The sequence below is a fragment of the Cupriavidus necator genome, assembly GCF_016127575.1.
Taxonomy (GTDB): Bacteria; Pseudomonadota; Gammaproteobacteria; order Burkholderiales; family Burkholderiaceae; genus Cupriavidus; species Cupriavidus necator_D.
Genome location: NZ_CP066020.1, coordinates 253,235 through 270,305, shown reverse-complemented (window position 1 = coordinate 270,305; position 17,071 = coordinate 253,235). Strand labels below are relative to the sequence as shown.

General features: G+C 65.3%; 19 protein-coding genes and 4 pseudogenes. 4 read left to right on the top strand and 19 right to left on the bottom strand.

The window, feature by feature from the left end:
• Positions 1-327 precede the first annotated feature (327 nt).
• The 14 genes from ccmI to napE all read right to left on the bottom strand — a co-directional run bounded on the left by ccmI (position 328) and on the right by napE (position 11,558).
• Complete coding sequence (ccmI, locus tag I6H87_RS33305; RefSeq protein WP_011154136.1) at positions 328-1,575, bottom strand: c-type cytochrome biogenesis protein CcmI; 1,248 nt, start codon at positions 1,573-1,575, stop codon at positions 328-330.
• Positions 1,572-2,060 (bottom strand): cytochrome c-type biogenesis protein, encoded by a 489-nt coding sequence (locus tag I6H87_RS33300; protein WP_011154135.1) that lies wholly within the window; start codon positions 2,058-2,060, stop codon positions 1,572-1,574. The genes ccmI and I6H87_RS33300 overlap by 4 nt, the downstream gene beginning before the upstream one ends.
• The gene (locus I6H87_RS33295) at positions 2,053-2,595 is read right to left on the bottom strand and encodes a DsbE family thiol:disulfide interchange protein (RefSeq protein ID WP_011154134.1); all 543 of its coding nucleotides are present in this window, start codon (positions 2,593-2,595) and stop codon (positions 2,053-2,055) included. The genes I6H87_RS33300 and I6H87_RS33295 overlap by 8 nt, the downstream gene beginning before the upstream one ends.
• A complete protein-coding gene (locus I6H87_RS33290) occupies positions 2,592-4,607 on the bottom strand; it encodes a heme lyase CcmF/NrfE family subunit (RefSeq protein WP_011154133.1) in 2,016 nt (671 codons plus the stop codon). The genes I6H87_RS33295 and I6H87_RS33290 overlap by 4 nt, the downstream gene beginning before the upstream one ends.
• A complete protein-coding gene (gene ccmE / locus I6H87_RS33285; RefSeq protein ID WP_011154132.1) occupies positions 4,604-5,071 on the bottom strand; it encodes a cytochrome c maturation protein CcmE in 468 nt (155 codons plus the stop codon). The genes I6H87_RS33290 and ccmE overlap by 4 nt, the downstream gene beginning before the upstream one ends.
• Positions 5,068-5,208 (bottom strand): heme exporter protein CcmD, encoded by a 141-nt coding sequence (ccmD, locus tag I6H87_RS33280; RefSeq protein ID WP_063834073.1) that lies wholly within the window; start codon positions 5,206-5,208, stop codon positions 5,068-5,070. Before ccmD ends, ccmE begins: the two co-directional genes overlap by 4 nt.
• Entirely contained in the window at positions 5,205-6,005 is an 801-nt protein-coding gene (locus I6H87_RS33275; RefSeq protein ID WP_011154131.1) for a heme ABC transporter permease, read from the bottom strand. Before I6H87_RS33275 ends, ccmD begins: the two co-directional genes overlap by 4 nt.
• Positions 6,002-6,679: a heme exporter protein CcmB gene (ccmB, locus tag I6H87_RS33270; protein WP_011154130.1), complete on the bottom strand. Its 678-nt coding sequence runs from the start codon at positions 6,677-6,679 to the stop codon at positions 6,002-6,004. The genes I6H87_RS33275 and ccmB overlap by 4 nt, the downstream gene beginning before the upstream one ends.
• The gene (gene ccmA, locus I6H87_RS33265; RefSeq protein ID WP_041688828.1) at positions 6,676-7,287 is read right to left on the bottom strand and encodes a cytochrome c biogenesis heme-transporting ATPase CcmA; all 612 of its coding nucleotides are present in this window, start codon (positions 7,285-7,287) and stop codon (positions 6,676-6,678) included. Before ccmA ends, ccmB begins: the two co-directional genes overlap by 4 nt.
• Positions 7,288-7,362: 75 nt before the next feature.
• The gene (locus tag I6H87_RS33260) at positions 7,363-7,950 is read right to left on the bottom strand and encodes a NapC/NirT family cytochrome c (protein WP_011154128.1); all 588 of its coding nucleotides are present in this window, start codon (positions 7,948-7,950) and stop codon (positions 7,363-7,365) included.
• A 21-nt stretch (positions 7,951-7,971) separates the two neighbouring features.
• On the bottom strand, positions 7,972-8,481 hold the full coding sequence (locus tag I6H87_RS33255; RefSeq protein WP_011154127.1) for a nitrate reductase cytochrome c-type subunit: 510 nt from the start codon (positions 8,479-8,481) through the stop codon (positions 7,972-7,974).
• Positions 8,482-8,512: 31 nt separating this feature from the next.
• Positions 8,513-11,008 carry a periplasmic nitrate reductase subunit alpha gene (napA, locus tag I6H87_RS33250; RefSeq protein WP_011154126.1) on the bottom strand — a complete coding sequence of 832 codons (2,496 nt, stop codon included), beginning with the start codon at positions 11,006-11,008 and terminating at the stop codon, positions 8,513-8,515.
• Entirely contained in the window at positions 10,989-11,318 is a 330-nt protein-coding gene (locus I6H87_RS33245) for a chaperone NapD (RefSeq protein ID WP_011154125.1), read from the bottom strand. Before I6H87_RS33245 ends, napA begins: the two co-directional genes overlap by 20 nt.
• Before the next feature lie 75 nt (positions 11,319-11,393).
• Positions 11,394-11,558 carry a periplasmic nitrate reductase, NapE protein gene (gene napE, locus I6H87_RS33240; protein WP_041688704.1) on the bottom strand — a complete coding sequence of 55 codons (165 nt, stop codon included), beginning with the start codon at positions 11,556-11,558 and terminating at the stop codon, positions 11,394-11,396.
• A gap of 341 nt (positions 11,559-11,899) precedes the next feature.
• Between napE and I6H87_RS33235 the strand changes: the two are divergent.
• A pseudogene (locus tag I6H87_RS33235) lies at positions 11,900-12,303 on the top strand (transposase); the annotation flags it as partial.
• Between the two features lie 333 nt (positions 12,304-12,636).
• Here the strand turns inward: I6H87_RS33235 and I6H87_RS33230 are convergent.
• From I6H87_RS33230 to phaP2, 5 genes and pseudogenes are all read right to left on the bottom strand, one after another.
• Positions 12,637-12,837, bottom strand: a complete 201-nt coding sequence (locus tag I6H87_RS33230; RefSeq protein ID WP_011154121.1) for a hypothetical protein — start codon at positions 12,835-12,837, stop codon at positions 12,637-12,639.
• Between the two features lie 364 nt (positions 12,838-13,201).
• Positions 13,202-13,558 carry an NAD(P)H-dependent oxidoreductase gene (locus I6H87_RS33225; protein ID WP_011154120.1) on the bottom strand — a complete coding sequence of 119 codons (357 nt, stop codon included), beginning with the start codon at positions 13,556-13,558 and terminating at the stop codon, positions 13,202-13,204.
• A 247-nt stretch (positions 13,559-13,805) separates the two neighbouring features.
• The gene (locus tag I6H87_RS33220) at positions 13,806-14,423 is read right to left on the bottom strand and encodes an FAD-binding protein (RefSeq protein ID WP_011154118.1); all 618 of its coding nucleotides are present in this window, start codon (positions 14,421-14,423) and stop codon (positions 13,806-13,808) included.
• 74 nt (positions 14,424-14,497) lie between these two features.
• Positions 14,498-14,632 (bottom strand): annotated as a pseudogene (locus I6H87_RS34620) (beta-ketoacyl-ACP reductase); the annotation flags it as partial.
• A 61-nt stretch (positions 14,633-14,693) separates the two neighbouring features.
• Positions 14,694-15,260 carry a TIGR01841 family phasin PhaP2 gene (phaP2, locus tag I6H87_RS33215; protein ID WP_011154117.1) on the bottom strand — a complete coding sequence of 189 codons (567 nt, stop codon included), beginning with the start codon at positions 15,258-15,260 and terminating at the stop codon, positions 14,694-14,696.
• 788 nt (positions 15,261-16,048) lie between these two features.
• Here phaP2 and I6H87_RS34610 point away from each other — a divergent pair.
• The 3 genes and pseudogenes from I6H87_RS34610 to I6H87_RS33205 all read left to right on the top strand — a co-directional run.
• Positions 16,049-16,275, top strand: a pseudogene (locus I6H87_RS34610) (bacterioferritin); the annotation flags it as partial.
• 216 nt (positions 16,276-16,491) lie between these two features.
• Positions 16,492-16,707, top strand: a pseudogene (rdgC, locus tag I6H87_RS33210) (recombination-associated protein RdgC); the annotation flags it as partial.
• On the top strand, positions 16,701-16,913 hold the full coding sequence (locus I6H87_RS33205; RefSeq protein ID WP_193385853.1) for a hypothetical protein: 213 nt from the start codon (positions 16,701-16,703) through the stop codon (positions 16,911-16,913). The pseudogene rdgC and the gene I6H87_RS33205, both read left to right, overlap by 7 nt.
• The last annotated feature ends 158 nt before the right edge of the window (positions 16,914-17,071 follow it).

The window sequence follows — 17,071 nt, the reverse complement described above, 5'->3', positions numbered from 1 at the left end:
GTTTGTATAAATTGACATTAATTTGCTCGCGATCAAGTCCACAAGATTGTTCGGTGCTTAAAGTATGCGTCACTTCGTTCATGGAGTTGGCCTCTTGTTCTGCCTACTCGGCATCGATGGCCGTATCCGCCGGCGGGCTCATCTAGACGTCAGGCAGCTCCAGAGCCCTGCGAGCACCCCGAATCGTGACAACGGGAGGCGACAAAGCCCGCGTAGTAGATTTCGACAAGTGCGACACGTGGGAGTCGGAAGCGGGTGACTGCCACGGCGACCCGGTGGGTACCGGGCAACCGGTATTCCTACCGCGATTGCGAGCTCGTGACACTTCTAGTGCGGTATACGGTCAGCGGCCGGTGCCGTCCCTGCATCCGGCACTATGCTGTCGATCACGATTTGCACTTCGTGGCTGCCCGCAGCTACCGGACCGGTGCGTCCGACGAGATCGCCAGCCTGTGGTGTGGCGTTGCCACTTGCGGAAATGCGGGCCTCGACCATTAGCCGTGGATATCCGGTCAGCTTGTGGTCGGGCCCGAGCGCCATGGAATCATCCAGCGTGAACCGCGCCGGCAAATCGCGCACTGTCCGTCTGATTACCGCCAGCGGCATGCGCGGGCCATCCACGGCGCGCGCATAGATGAAGACGGTTTCGTCAGGCCGAGGAATCCTGCCCGCCATCTCGCCGAGTGTCACAATGCCGCCGATTTCGCCGCTGGCCGTAAGCGAGGTGGCCGCAGTCCCTCGCGCCGCCGCAAGATTTGCCGCAATTCTCGCCGCCGTCTGCGAATCCGCAGGCAGCAGCCGGTACAGGTGTTCCCAGTAGCCGATCGCACCCTGCGTGTCTCCGCGTTCCGCCGCAGCGCTGGCGGCGAGCGCCAGCCCCTTGGGATCATCGGGATCCAGTGCCAGCGCGCGGCCGATCTGCTCCATCGGCGCGCCTTCCAGCGAGCCGCCGTTGAGGCTTGCCAGCACGTCCGCGTAATCCGAACGCAGCGGCGCGACGTCGGGCGCCAGCGCAATGGCTTTCGCATAGGCCGCGGCGGCATCGTCGTGGCGCTCCATCACGCTGTAGGAGCGCGCCAGCATCGCCCAGCCTTCGGCGTCGCCGGGCGCATCGCGCAGGCGCTTTGCCAGCTGGTTGACCATGCCTTCGAGCTGCAAACCGCTGAGCTGGTGCTGGCCGTCGGTCGCCGCCGGCATGTCATTGGCGCTCCATTGCGCGACGGGATTGCCCAGGTGCAGGTAGAGCAGGATGGCAGCGCTGGGCAGGACGGCCAGCAGCGCGGCGGCGAGCAGGGGCGAAGGCTTTGCCTGTCGTGCGGCGGCCGTGGCGCTGGCGTTCTCGTCCAGCAAGCGGCGGGCGAGTTCGTCGCGCGCCCCCGCGTGCCGCGCGGCGGTCAGCGTGCCGCTTTGCAGGTCGGTATCCAGCTCATTCAGTTGCTCGCGGTACAGGTCTGCCAGCAGGGCGCGCTCCGGCGTGTCGGGATCTGGCGCGACACGGTGGCGCAGCAGCGGCCAGAGGAGGCAAGCCATGGTGGCGGCGATCAGCGCGGCGGCTAGGAGCCAGAAGGTCGTCATGGCTGTCGTGCCTCCGCTGGCGGACTGGCAGGTTGCCCGGACGTCTCGTCCAGCAATGCTGCGAGCTGTCGTTGCGCCTCGGCGTCGAGCGGTAGCCCGGCTGCGACGCTGCGCGAGCGCGCGCGAATGATGGCGATTGTCACGCCGGCCACCAACAGCAAGGGACCGAACCACAGCAGCCAGGTCAGCGGCCTGAGCGGCGGCTTGTAGAGCACGAAGTCGCCATAGCGCTGCACCAAGTAGTCCTTCACGGCTTCATCGCTGGCGCCGCCGCGCAGCCGCTCGCGGATCTGCCGGCGCAGGTCGACGGCGAGGTCGGCGTTGGAGTCGGCCAAGGTCTGGTTTTGGCAGACCAGGCAGCGCAGCTGGCCGGACAAGGCGTGGACGCGCGCATCGAGTTCCGTGTCCGAGAGCGTGGCGGCGCCGGCGTGCAACGCAAGGCCGCAGATCACGGCGCTCAGCAATGAGCCGAATCGCCTACGCATGGCCGTCCCCGCTTTTCTCGAGCTGCTCGATGAGTGGCATCAGCTTGCGCTCCAGCACCTCGCGCGTGACCGGGCCGGCCTGACGGTAGCGCACCACGCCGGACTGGTCGATGACAAAGGTCTCAGGTACGCCGTATACGCCGTAATCGATGCCCACTCGCCCATCCGCATCGACCAGCGACGCGGCGTACGGGTTGCCCATGCGCTGCAGCCAGTCGCGGGCCGCGCCGGTTTCGTCCTTGTAATTCAGCCCGTACAGCGGCACGTGCGAACGGGCGGCGAAGTCAACCAGCACCGGATGTTCGGTGCGGCAGGCGGCGCACCACGATGCCCACACGTTCAGCAGCCAGACCTTGCCTCGCATGTCGGCCGCCGCGAGCGTGCGTCCTTCGGGTTCGAGCAGCGGCAGGCTGAACGCCGGCGCGGGCTTACCGACCAGCGGCGAGGGCAGTTCGCGCGGATCGTGCCGCAGCCCGGCCGCCAGGGCGATGGTCAGTGCGAGGAAAGCCGCGAGCGGCAGCAGGAAGCGCGTCATGCCCGCGTCTCCTCGGCGGTGGAAAGCGCCAGTGCCGGTGCCTTCGGCGCATCGACTGTTTCGGCCTGTGGAGCCGGGGCGCGCCGACGCAGGCGGTAGCGTTTGTCGCAGACGGCAAGCAAGCCGCCCAGCGCCATCAGGATGCACCCGGCCCAGATCCAGTCGACGAACGGCTTGACGTGGATGCGCACCGCCCAGCCGCCATCGCCCACGCCCTCGCCCAGCGCGACGTAGAGATCGCGGGTCAGGCCGCTGTCGATGGCGGCTTCGGTGGTGGGCATGTCCTGGCTGCGGTAGATGCGGCGTTCCGGGGCGAGGACGGCGACGATCTTGCCGTGGCGGGACACGGACAGCGTTCCGCGCAGCGCATCGTAGTTGGGGCCCGCCGCCTGCGTCACGCCGTCGAAGCGGAAGCTATAGCCGCCAACGCTGATGTTGTGGCCCACGCGCATGGGCAGTTCGCGCAGGCTCTCCTGGCTCGACACCAGCGTCACGCCGGCGATGAAGACGCCCACGCCCGCGTGCGACAGCAGCATGCCCCAATAGCTCGCGGGCAGCTGGCGCAAGGCGGCCAGGCGCCGGCCTTGCTGGTTCCGCAGGCGCGTAGACAGGCTGGCCACGGCGCTGAGCCCGCACCAGGCCGCCAGCACCAGCCCCAGCCCTGCGAGCGCCGACGCGTTGCGCTGAACCAGCAACAGGCCGAGTCCGACGACGATGCTGGCCGCCGCCGCCCAGCGCAGCCGTCGCGCCATGTCGGGCAGGCCGCCGTGCCGCCAGCGCGCCAGCGGCGCGGCGCCCATCAGCAGCACGGCGGGCGCCATCAGCGGCACGAATACCTGCTCGAAGTACGCCGGGCCGACCGAGATCTTGCCCAGCCCGAGCACGTCCAGCAGCAATGGGTAGAGCGTGCCGAGCAACACGGTGGCAGCGGCGACGGCCAGCAGCACATTGTTGGCGAGCAGCAGGGATTCCCGCGCTGCCACGGAAAATTCGACGCGCCGTGCAAGCCGCGGCGCGCGCCATCCATAGAGCGTCAGCGACAGTCCGGTGACCAGTCCCAGCAGCGCCAGGATGAAGATGCCGCGCTTCGGGTCGACCGCAAACGCGTGCACCGAGGTGAGCACGCCGGAGCGGACCAGGAAAGTGCCGAGCAGGCTCAGCGAGAAGGTAAAGATGGCGAGCAGCACCGTCCAGGCGCGGAACGCGCCGCGTTTCTCTGTGACCGCGAGCGAGTGCATCAGCGCGGTGCCCGCGAGCCAGGGCATGAAGGAGGCGTTCTCGACCGGATCCCAGAACCACCAGCCGCCCCAGCCGAGTTCGTAGTACGCCCAGGCACTGCCGAGCATGATGCCCAGCGTCAGCAGTGCCCACGCCACCGTGGTCCACGGGCGCGACCAGCGTGCCCAAGCGGCGTCGGCCCGGCCTGCCAGCAGCGCGGCCACGGCGAAGGCGAAGGTGACCGAGAAGCCGACATAGCCCATATAGAGTAGCGGCGGATGAAACACCATGCCCGGGTCCTGCAGCAGCGGGTTGAGGTCGCGGCCTTCCATCGCGGGCGGCAGCAGGCGGAGGAACGGATTGGACGCGAACAGCAGGAACAGCAGGAAGCCGGCGCTGATGGTGCCCATCACACCCAGCACACGCGCCACGACGGCGAGTGGCCGCTGCCGGCTGCAGAAGGAAACTGCCGTCGACCACAGCCCGAGCATCAGCGTCCACAGCAGCATCGAACCTTCGTGCCCGCCCCATACGGCCGCAATGCGGTAGGTCAGCGGCAGGGCGGTGTTGGCATTCGCCGCCACGTAGCGCACGCTGAAGTCATTGCTGACGAAGGCCCATGTCAGCGAGCCGAAGGCCAGCGCCACCAGCACGCACTGCACGCGCGCGGCGGGACGGGCCACGGCCATCCACGCGATGTTGCCGTGCGCGGCGCCGGCCAGCGGCAATGCGGCCTGCACTATCGCGACCAGCAGGGCCACGATCAGCGCGAAATGGCCGAGTTCGGCATTCATTGCCGCGCTCCTTGCGGGGTCCCGGCCATGCGGCGGTTGACCTGCTCGGCCTGCTTCAGCGCGTCGGCGGCCTCGGGCGGCATGTAGTTCTCATCATGCTTGGCCAGCACCTCGCTGGCGACGAAAGTGCCGTCCGCTTCCAGCTTGCCGCGCGCCACCACGCCTTTGCCCTCGCGGAACAGGTCGGGCAGCAGGCCGCGATAGACCACCAGCACCTGCCGCGCGGTATCGGTGACGATGAAGCGGATGGTCATGCCGTCGCCCTCGCGCCGGATCGACCCGGGCGCCACCAGCCCGCCCAGGCGGAAGCTGCGCGCCACCGGCGCCTCGTGCGCCGCGACCTGGCTTGGGCTGAAGAAGAACACCAGGTTGGAGCGGAACGCATTGAGCACCAGCGTCGTGGCGATGCCGACGCAGATCAGCGCGGCGAGCAACAGACCCAGGCGGCGCCTGCGTGGTGTCATCGGCGAGGACCTGCGCCGGCACGGGCGCGCCGCGCAAGCAAGAACAGTTCGATGGCGAGCAGGGCGAAAGCCATGCCGAAGGCGCCCACGATATATGCTGCATGGCCAGTAAAGGATGACAGTGCGGACCAGTTCATGTTGTGGTCTCCCGGGGATTCGCCGGCGCGTGGCCGGCATCGGACACCTCGCCGCGCTCGCGCAGGATGCAGCGTACGCGCACCAGCGCGACGGCGATGGTGTACATCCAGCAGGCCAGCGTCATCAGCAGCATGCCGGCGAGCATGGTGGCGGCCATCGACGGCGCCGCGGTGAGGCTGACTGAAGCGCCCTGGTGCAGCGTGTTCCACCACTGCACCGAGAAGTAGATGACGGGGATATTGACCACGCCCACCAGTGCCAGCACCGCGCAGGCGCGTTCGGCTCGGCGCGGCTCGTCGATGGCGGCCTCCAGCGCGATGAAACCGAGGTAGAGGAACAGCAGCATCAGCTCCGACGTGAGGCGCGCGTCCCACACCCACCATGTGCCCCAGGTCGGCTGGCCCCACAGGGCGCCCGTCCACAGCGCGAGCGCGGTGAAGAGAGCGCCCGTGGGCGCCAGCGCCGAGGCCATCATCGACGACAGCCGCGTGCGCAGCACCAGCGCCAGCGCGCAGTAGCCGGCCATGACGAGGTAGATGAACATTGACATCCACGCCGCCGGCACGTGGATGAAGATGATGCGATAGACCTCGCCCTGCTGCGCGTCTGTGGGCGAGACGGCAAAGCCGACGTAGAGCCCAGTGAGCAGGAAGATGGCGGCAGCCGCGAAGCACCACGGCGCCAGCCGTCCCGCCAGCGGATAGAAGCGGACTGGCGCGGCGTAGGCCAGCCAGCGGGAGCGCAGCGCAGGTGGCGCAGCGTTGCCGCCATGCGCTGGGTTGAGCGGGGGGCTCATCCGGACGACTCCATGGCGGTGCGCAGCCCGGCGGCGGTGGCCAGCGGGCACAGGAACAATGACAAGGCCAGGCAGGCGCCGAGCAGCGAGAACTGCGGCAGCACCTCGAGCCCGGCGTCGGCGCCGGCGCCGGCGCTGGCGCCGAATACCAGCACCGGCACGCACAGGGGCAGCACCAGAATGCAGAGCAGGACGGTACCGCCGCGCACGCCCAGCGTGAGCGCGGCGCCGACCGCGCCGATCAGGCTGAGCGCCGGCGTGCCCACCAGCAGCGACGCTGCAAGCAGAAACGAAGAACCTGCCGGCAGGCTGTATTGCTGGGCGAGCAATGGCGTCAACAGCAGCAGCGGCAGCCCGCTGGTCAGCCAGTGCGCACAGATCTTGGCCAGCACCAGCAGCGCCAGCGGATGCGGCGACAGCAGCAGCTGATCGAGACTGCCGTCGGCGTACTCCTGCGAGAAGAGCCGCGACAGCGACAGCATCGATGCCAGCAGCGCTGCCACCCACAGGATGCCGGGCGCAAGGGCGCGCAGCTGCTGCAGGTCGGGCCCGACGGCCAGCGGGAACAGGCTGGTGGCGATCACGAAGAACACCACGCTGCCGAGCAGGCTGCCGCGCCGTCGCCACGAAAGCGACAGGTCGTGCATGATGATGGCGGCCAGGGTGCGGGTCATGACCGGGCGTCCAGCCTTAAGGTCCTGGCGCCCGGCAGCAGCGCGTGCGTGGCGACGATGGCCATGCCGCCCGCGCGCAGGTGATCGTCGAGCTGTGCCTGGAAGCGCGCAGCGGCGTCGGCGTCGAGCGACGTCACCGGCTCGTCCAGCAGCCACAGTTCGCGCCGCGCCAGCGCCAGCCGCGCCAGCGCCGCGCGCCGGCGCAGGCCTTGCGACAGCGACCGCGCCGGCGCATGCATGACGCGCTCCAGCCCGAACGCGGCCAGCGCGGCCTGCACGTTGTCGGGTGTGGCGGCGACGCCCGCCAGGCGTGCGGCGAAGCGCAGGTTCTCCACGGGACTCAGTTCGGGATCGATGCCGTTGGCGTGGCCGACATAGGCCAGCGCCTGCAGCAAGGACGGGTCGCCGGCGCGAACCGGCCGTCCGCGCCAGTGCAGTTCGCCCTCGTCCGGAGCCACTAGGCCGCTCAGTACGCGCAGCAGGCTGGTCTTGCCGCTGCCGTTGGCGCCCAGCACCTGGAGTAGATCGCCGGGGCCGAGAGCGAGATCGATGCCGCTGAACACGACCCGTCCCGCACGGGAGAAGCCGAGCCCGCTGGCGGCAAGGATGGGAAGGTCTGCGCAGCCGGGCGAGCAGACCGACGAATGATCAGGCAACGGCTCGGGCGAGCGGGCTGGCACGTGTCATTTCTCCCCGGCCTTGGACACGTCGGGAAGATGGTGGGCGATGCCCTTGTGGCAGTCGATGCAGGTCTTTTCCTTGTTGGCTAGATAAGTCGAGTGCATGGCCTGTGCGCGCGGGCTCTGCCGCGTGAAGTCCATCGACTGGTAGTCGTGGCAGTTGCGGCATTCCAGCGAGTCGTTGGCCTTGAAGCGGGCCCACTCGTGCTGGGCCAGCGTGAGCCGGTGCGCCTGGAACTTTTCACGGGTGTCGATGGTGCCGAAGACCTTGCCCCAGACCTCCTTGGATGCCTGCATCTTGCGCGCCATCTTGGTGGTCCAGTTGTGCGGCACATGGCAGTCCGAGCACTTGGCGCGCACGCCGCTGCGGTTGGTGAAGTGGATGGTGCCCTGCAGCTCCTGGTAGACGTTATCACGCATCTCGTGGCAGCCGGTGCAGAACTGCTCGGTGTTGGTCAGCTCCAGCGCCGTGTTGAACGCGCCCCAGAACATCACGCCGGCAATGAAGCCGCCCAGGGTCAGGAAACCCAGGCTGAAATAGGCGCTGGGCCGGTTGATCGTCCGCCAGTAGCGCTTGATCAGGTCGAGCATGGCGTACCCACTTTGTTCGTTTTATTTGGCGGCGCCCTTGGCGCCGGGCCTGCGCTTGAGGATGGTGTCCACGTCGACGAAGTTGTTGCCGATCAGCGGCTTAGTATCGGCCTGCGGTACGTGGCATTGGGTGCAGAAATAGCGCCGCGGCGAAACATCGGCCAGCACGTTGTTGTCGCGATCCATGTAGTGCGTGATGCTGACCGGGATCGCCTGGGTCTCTTCGGTGCGGGTGCGCGCGTGGCAGAACATGCAGCGGTTGAAGTCCTTGTCCAGCTGGTAGCCGTCGATCTTGTGCGGGATCGTCGGCGGCTGCATGGTGTAGTTGCGCGTGCGGCGGATGTCCTTGTTCTCTGTGGGGTAGAGCAGCGGGGCGCGCGGCTCGTTGGCGATGGCGGTGGGGCCGCGCATGGCATCCACCAGGCCCTGCGCGCGCGCGGGCGCGGGGAAAAAGATCGCCTGCATGGCCAGCGCGGCCAGCAGCACCGCGCAGACGGCCAGCAGGCTTGCCCAGGATCGGCTTGGCTTCATGGCGTCTCCCTGTTCTTGGTCTCGACCGACGCTATACCTTCACGATCTTGACCGCGCACTTCTTGAAGTCGGTCTGCAGCGAGATCGGGCAGGTAGCGTCCAGCGTTACCTTGTTGATCAGCTGGCTGGCGTCGAACCACGGCACGAACACCAGCCCGCGCGGCGGCGCGTCGCGCCCGCGTGTCTCGATGCGGGAGCGCATGCGGCCGCGCCGCGACACCACCTCGACCTCCACGCCACGGCGCAGCCCCAACGCTTTCGCGTCTTCCGGGTGCATGAACACCACCGCATTGGGGAAGGAACGGTAAAGCTCCGGCACGCGCCGCGTCATCGATCCGGAGTGCCAGTGCTCCAGCACGCGGCCGGTGACTAGCCAGTACGGGTATTCCTTGTCGGGCGATTCGGCCGGCGGCTCGTAGGGCAGGGCGAAGATCACCGCCTTGCCGTCGGGGTTGCCGTAGAACTGGAAGCCGGTGCCGGCCTTGACGTATGGGTCGCTGCCTTCGCGGTAGCGCCAGCGGGTCTCCTTGCCGTTGACCACGGGCCAGCGCAGGCCGCGCGCCTCGTGGTAGGCGTCGAACGGCGCCAGGTCATGGCCGTGACCGCGGCCGAAGGTGGCGTATTCCTCGAACAGGCCCTTCTGGAGATAGAAGCCGAAGGCCTTGGCCTCGGCATTGTGGTATTCGGCGTTGACGTCCTTGAGCGGGAACTTGTCGACCTGGCCGTTGCGGTAGAGCACGTCATACAAGGTCTTGCCCTTGTACTCCGGCTTTTTGGCGATCAGCTCGGGCGGCCAGACCTCTTCCACCTTGAAGCGCTTGGCGAACTCCACCAGCTGCCACAGGTCCGAGCGCGCCTCGCCCGGAGCATCGACCAGCTGGTGCCAGAACTGCGTGCGGCGTTCGGCGTTGCCGTAGGCGCCTTCCTTCTCGACCCACATCGCGCTGGGCAGGACCAGGTCGGCGGCCAGCGCGGTCACGGTGGGGTAGGCGTCCGACACTACGATGAAGTTGGCGGGATTCCGGTAGCCCGGCAGCCCTTCCTCCATCAGGTTGGCGGCGGCCTGCATGTTGTTATTGACCTGCACCCAGTAGGCGTTGAGCTTGCCGTCCTTGAGCATGCGGTTCTGCAGCACGGCGTCGTAGCCGGGCTTGTCGGGGATGGTGCCAGGCGGCAGCTTCCAGATGCGCTCGGCCTCTTCGCGATGCTTTGGGTTGGTGACCACCATGTCCGCCGGCAGCCGGTGCGAGAAGGTGCCGACCTCGCGCGCGGTGCCGCAGGCGGAGGGTTGCCCCGTCAGTGAGAACGGGCTGTTGCCCGGCGTGGCGATCTTGCCGGTCAGCAAGTGCAGGTTGTAGACCATGTTGTTGGCCCACGTTCCGCGCGTGTGCTGGTTGAAGCCCATGGTCCACAGCGACATGACCTTGATGTTGGGGTCGGCGTACAGTTCGGCGAGCTGGTCGAGCTTGGCCTTGGGCACGGCCGACAGCTTGCTGACGTAGTCGGCGTCATACTTCGAGACGAATTTCGCGAATTCGTCGAAGGTGATGACTTTGGCCGCGCCGGGGTCGGAGGCATTCTTGGCCGCCTTCTGCAGCGGATGGTCCGGGCGCAGGCCGTAGCCGATGTCGGTCACGCCCTCTTTGAAGACGGTGTGCTTGTTGACGAAGTCCTTGTTGACCTTGTTGTTGCGGATGATGTAGTTGGCGATGTAGTTGAGCATCGCCAGGTCAGTCTGCGGCTTGAAGATGATGCCAATGTCGGCCAGGTCGAAGCACCGGTGCGTGAAGGTGGAGAGCACCACCACGCGGGTCTTGGGGTGGCTCAGCCGGCGGTCGGTGACGCGGGTCCACAGGATCGGGTGCATCTCTGCCATGTTCGAGCCCCACAGCACGAAGGCATCGGCGGCCTCGAAGTCGTCATAGCAGCCCATCGGCTCGTCCATGCCGAAGGTGCGCATGAAGCCGGCCGCGGCCGATGCCATGCAATGCCGCGCATTGGGGTCGATGTTGTTGGAGCGGAAGCCTGCCTTGTAGAGCTTGGCGGCCGCGTAGCCTTCCCATACCGTCCACTGGCCGGAGCCGAACATGCCGACCGCGGTCGGACCCTTTTCCTTCAGCACGCGCTTGAACTGGCGCTCCATCTCGTCGAACGCCTGGTCCCAGGTGACCGGCGCGAAATCGCCGTTCTTGTCGTACTTGCCGTTCTTCATGCGCATGAGCGGCCTGGTGAGCCGGTCCTGCCCGTACATGATCTTGGACAGGAAGTAGCCCTTGACGCAGTTCAGGCCCTTGTTGACCTCGGCCTGCGGATCGCCTTGCGTGGCCACCACCTTGTTGTCCTTGACGGCGACGGTGACGCCGCAGCCTGTGCCGCAGAACCGGCATGGCGCCTTTGACCACTTCAGCTTGGTCACCTCGCTGTCTGTGACAAAGTTGGCGGCCCCCGCTGGCAGGGTCACGCCTGCCACGGATGCGGTAGCCGTGATCGCGGTCTGCTTGATGAAATCACGACGAGAGATCTTCATCGGCCATCTCCTCGTTCATCGCTGCGGCGTCTTCGTTGTGCTGGTAGACCAGCGCGGCGGAGAGCACGCCCTCCAACTGGTGGAGGCAGGTGAGGTGTGCGGCAATGGCGCGCGACGTGGGCGCCTCGACGGTGACGACCAGCTTGCCGTCGTCGCTGACCGCGTGGATCTCGGCGCCGGTTATGGCCTCAATGGCCGCTCGCACCTGGGGCAGGCTGTCGGGAAGGGTGTGCACCACGATGCCGGCGATATGCCACTCCTCGCCGCATGGGAGTGGCTGTATGGGGATGGCACGCTTCGCAGTCGGCATGCGGAACCTCCAGCTAAATGCCGCTTCACCTTCTTTTGCTTGTTACCGGTGACGCCGCCGCCTGGCGGGCGCCTGTCAGTGCGAGGGCGGGCCGCCCACCAGTTGGCTCATCCAGACAATGAACCCGTAGCCGGCAACGACGATGACCGACAGCACCGGCACCATCACGGCGGTGAGGAACAGGAAGCTGCGCAGTTCTTCCTTCTTGCGCTGCGGATCGTGGACTTCCCCGGATTCCATCATGGCTTGAGGTATTCGGCCGAACCTGTCAGATAAAGCACCTTGATACACGTAACCCATTAAAGGAAGCCGGCGACAAGGTGTCAAGACAGCACTCGATGCAGCACTTGGCGGATCTGGCGGGCGACCGGCCGGAGGCTGCGTCGTTGTGCGATGCGGAACAGTTGGGTGCTCTTTATCTGTCCCCTCCAGCAAGTCCGGTAAAGTCGTCAAGACCCGGCCGTGAGTGCCGGCGCACGCGCCTCGCGCTTGTGTTCCACGCCCCAGCATGCAGGGATGGGCTCTATCGAGGAGGCCTGCGACGCCCGCGGCACGTGCATTATGCCAACATGAACGCGCCGATCGCCGATCTCTCGCGCTTCGCGCATCCGCGCCAGCTCATGGCTTGGCTCGGCGTGACGCCCTCCGAGCACTCATCGGGCGACAAACGGCGTCAGGGCAGCATCACCAAGAACGGCAACAGCTATGCCAGAAAGCTGCTGGTCGAGGCAGCCCGGAGTTACCGGTACCTGCACGCGTCAGTCCCGAGATCCAGCGCAGGCACGAACGCATCCCCAAAGCTATCCTTGACCGTGCCTGGGACGCCCAGGTTCTACTGTGCCGGCGCTATCGGAAGCTCGCTGCGCGCGGAAAGATCCCGAACATGGCGGTGGTCGCAGTGGCCCGCGAACTGAGCGGGTTCATCTGGGACATCAGCCGGCTCGCGATGTCGCTCGCCGTACCACACGAGGCGCGGGCAACGTAACTGAGCGCTGCAGTATCGACATATTTGACACATACCTTGGAGGCAGTTTCCTGAAGGCGGCGTAGCCCGGCACCCGAGTAGCCCGCGACAGGGCTACGCAACGGATTTCATCCGACTCGCGGCTTTAGATAGCGGCAGGCTCATTGGACCTCTGTAATGCGGTAGCCAATCCGCGGATATCAGCGTAATCCACCGTCGAGATTTACGGCTACGTTGCAATTTAGGACAACATGCAACTGAGAAACTGAAACAAACCGATCTCGATTGACAACGGTCATATCAGCCCTGAGCCGCGATTACGCGTGAAGTTTGCTCTCCCGCACGAGCCGACTGTTACCGGATGCGGCGCACGGCGTCGAGCATGGAATGCCCCTGACTTGTCAGGCGGGGGTAGGCATTGCCGGTATCATGACCATGCTCCAACGTGACCAGTTTGTGGACCAGCAAGCTGTCCAAATGCTCGGGTTCGAGGTCGTGGATCTCCTGCGCATCGTCAAGCAGCAGTAGCGCGGCGATTTCATGCGGACTTAGCATGTCGGCCTCCTTTGTCGTGGGTGGACAAAGGAACTACGACTGCTGCTCCGTGGCTCGAGTTCCACGGAGGACGATGGCGACGGCAGTGGGTGCATCGGGGCGAGTAGCGCTGGGAGCGCGCACCGAAAACCACCTTAGGCTTTTTTGTCGCCCGAATCAAGAGCCAACGCAGGCATGGGAAATCTAGAATATCGGCCCTTGCTGAAATTCACACTAATTTGGCTGGTCGACCTGCCTATGCTGCGCGGCAGCACAAGTGAAGCGGTGCGAACGATATCGGGCCTTGCGACCGCGCGTCCCAGTTGAAGCCGGACGGTTGATGGCGGCGAGCGAGCATTACTTCAAACAACGTCCAGCGGGTGTCTCAGGCAGGCGTCGTACGGGCCCCTGCGTTGAGCCGCTTGGCGATCGACGTGGCGCGGGCCTGGGCTCGGGCCAGCCACCTTTGTCGCTGGCCATCGCTGGATGCGCGCAGGGGACCGAAAGTCATGATCTTGATGGGGCGGATGCCGGAAGGGCCGAGGATAGCGTGGCGGATGAGCCTGTGGCCAGGCGCACCCAGCAGGAACCGGTAGATCCATGGTGGCGTGTCCATGGTGACGAGAATGTCCGCAGAGCGGCCAGTCAGGAACGACTCCGGGAACAGCGATTTCGGCTTGAACTTGAAGGCGAAGTCGTTGCCGAAGACGCGCTCGAAGAACCCTTTGAGCCGGGCTGGCATCGCCCCGAACCAGGTAGGGTAAATGAGTGCGATGTGACGGCGCGCTGGATCGCAGCGCGCGCACGCACAAGATCCGCTTCGAGTTCCGGGGGGCGGCCGGCCGGGGTGGCGTCGAACTCCATGGCCGGCAGGTGTAGGACTTCGACATCACAGCCTTGGGCTTGCAGTGGCTTGACGTAGGCCTCAGCCAGCGCGCCGCCGAAGCCGCGCTTGTCCGGATGCGCCAGGATGAGCAGAACCGTTGGCTTCATGCTCCCTCCAGCACAGTGCGAGCCGCGACGCGGCCGAAGATGACGGACTCGGACAGCGACGAACCGCTCATGTAGCCCGAGCCGTGGAAGCCGCCGACGACTTCGCCTGCGGCATGCAGTCGCGGAATCTGCGCACCCTGGATGTCGATGACGCGCATGTCTGCATCCACCTTCAGGCCGCAGTAGGTCGCCAGGATCGCTGTGATGCACGGATAGATGTAGAAGGGCGCGGTGTCGATGGCGATGAGCTTGCCCCAGCGACGCCAAAGGCCGCTGCGCCCGAACACGCTGTCGCGGCCGTTGGCCACGTCACTGTTGTAGCGCTGAACGATCTGCTGCAGGCGCTCGCCGTCGAGGCCGACAGACTTGCCGAGCGACACCAGCTCGTCTGCCTTGCGTACCGGGCCTCGACGATAGGCTTCCTCGAGATTGTTCGACGTGGGCTGCGGCGCCGACTGGGCCATGATCTTCTGCTCACAGATCTGGAAGCCCACGCCGCCTGGCTGGGCCAGGCAGATCTCGCCGAGCGTCTTGTACGAGATGGACTCGTCCGCGAACCACTCGGCATCGCGATTGACGGCAATACCACCTTTGTAGATCGACAGCGTCAGCATGGCCTCCTGGCCGGCATCAATCTCGGTACGGGGGTAAGTGGAATTTCGGTCTTGCTCCTCCATCCGCCCGAGCCGAGCCAGTCTGCGACACCGCTGTTGCCGGGAGAACGGGTGACAGCCACCAAATAACCAGTGCCCTGGAGCCAGATGCTGATGGCCTCGCCCAAACCGCCCATACCACCCGTGACAACGGCAAGCTTTTTGGTCATGTCTCCAATCCCCTATGTCTTGGTATAACCGCATGGATGAGGCGGGCCCAGCGCTGCCGGACTACTTTGCAGCTGCCGGAGACGCCAGCGCTGCACGATGCCGCGCGCCTTTCGAGGCCGCCGCCGCAGCCGTATTGAAACTGTTCTCGGCTACTTCCACGGCCTGCTTTGCCGTCGACTGCATCGACTCATAGAGCGCAGTGGTCGCCTTTACGGCCTCCTGCCAGGCGGCCAGCGGAGCCGTCGAGCCGGATGGGGCGTTGCTCACCGCGCTATCTATGAGACCCTGCAGCTGGCCCTTGCTTGTTGTGTATTGGACTTCGGCGATCTTCTCGAACTCCGCCCGCGTAGCAGCAAGGATGTCGTGCAGTTGACGCCGATACTCCAAAACTTTGTCGGCTGCAGGTTGAAATAATTCGATTTGCAATTCGATGAGTTCTTGCGGGTTCTGGACTGAGAGGGCTTTCATTACGCCCTCCCGGTTATGCGCCAGGGTCATTTTCATTGTTTGGAGGTTCAAATCCATTACTTTTTCGAACCCTTCCAAGACCTTGTTGGTTAGTCCGGCCATGGCTTCAAGGCCCGCCATCTGTGCCTTGGTGCATTGCTCTGCTGTCCACTGAGTCATCTTGCATCTCCTAAGTGCGGCCCGCCCCTGAACTATTCGATGAGAGCCCAGTGGAGCGGACTTCGAGTGAATAAAGATTGCAGCATTGCGAACCTCGCGGTCCTTGCTGCTAGGGAAGCCCGTGAGAGTGGAAACGCCGGCAGTCTCTACGGGTTAAAGCAATGCGCGCACTGCGAGGCCTGGCGTGGCCAACAATCCCTTGCGCGAACACGCCCGACGGCTTGGAGAAAAGCATAGTCTTCGATTGTGACTCCAGGGCGGCTGTGGTTGGGCCCAAAGCTCTGAAGCCCAACCAGCTGATGCGTGAGCAGCGCCTCCACATCCGCGCGGTCCAGCTCCGTTGGGTCAGAGTTGTCGCTTACCAGCACGAGCGTGGCAAACTCATGCTGACTCAGCACAGTCGTCTCCTAAGCTATTGGTCTAATAGTGCTACGGGACTTCATTACCGTTCGTGACAGCTGGCATAGCTTGTACAGGCCGCTTCTTTGCTCTCGGACGCAAAGGTCTGGCTGGTGGGCACTTGTGTCATCGCGCCCAGGATGAACATGTTAGCTGCTCGCAGCATGCTGTTCAATACGACTGGTAAAACCATGTATCGAGCCGCCTTTGCCAAGCACAGCATGTGGCCACCTCATATATCACCTATTGATGTATCTCAAATGTTTCGCAATTGGCCGTCTCAGTTATTGGGAAAAGTGACAAAAGCAGCATTGAGTTGAACTCAATGAGATGTAGAAGCGACGGCGGCCCGTATGCCGGCAGACTTGAACGGGGGCAGAAATGACGACGGCTTGAGCTCGAAGAGCGTGGCCGATGAATTCCTGGCCCATTCCAACGAGGAACAAGCCCATCCCGACCAGATCGCCGAACGCATTGCCATCGACAGCTATCGCGAAATCGTCCACTTCCTGGACGAGGCGACCCGACCTCGCGCCGCACGATGGAAGAGATCTTGGCGGTGGAAGAGGAGCACGCCGACGAGATGGCCGACGTACTTGCGCACCAGGGCAGTTAAGCTGCCGCAGTCTGCTGCGCACTTGACTTTGGTCAAGCCGCGGCTGGGTGCTGCCCGATAAGATTGCTCCTGTCATGGAGATGCGGGGGCGCTCTTCATGACTTGTCTACCCGTTTCCGGAATGGAAACTTCGCCCGCACCGTCAAACGATGCGGGTGTTTTCTTTTTTGGACTGTACTGGGGAAAATAACCTAAAGTGACCGGGGGGCGCCAGGCAACCTGCACGTCAACCAGTCGCCGGTGGCGGCCATGCAATGGCTGGCCGGCGATGCCGCACCGTCCGGCTTCACCGTCGACCAGGAGATCGAGCTGCAGTCCGGCGCCGAGAGCAAGGCCACCGTGCGCTACGTGCGCCACCCGCTGGACGCGGAAAACCTGCGCCGCCATATCGCCGCCGGCAAGCGCTGCACGCGCCTGGCGATGACGTGGAACGTGATCAGCGGCCACCGGCGAGCTGGCCACGCTTGCGCGCCGAGGCCCGCCATGCGGCCAGCGCCGCCGAGGCCGAGCGCGACGCGGCACGCGCCGAGACCGCGGCCGCGCGCGAAGAGGTCGCGGCGATCTCGGCGCAACTGGCCGAGGCGCGGCAGGCGCACGACGGGTCAATGCGGGACAGAGCGTGGAGTTTTTTCGCGTAGGATAGCGCCGTCGGGGTTGCGCCGCCGCTTATCCCAGCTTCAATAGCGGATCAGTCAGGGGCGATAGACCTTGTGATAGCGGATTCGCCGTATCTTGGCATGGCCCGTTCAATTTCTGCCATGAGTGTCATCGTTCAAGCCTTGCGGCACGGCTTCGG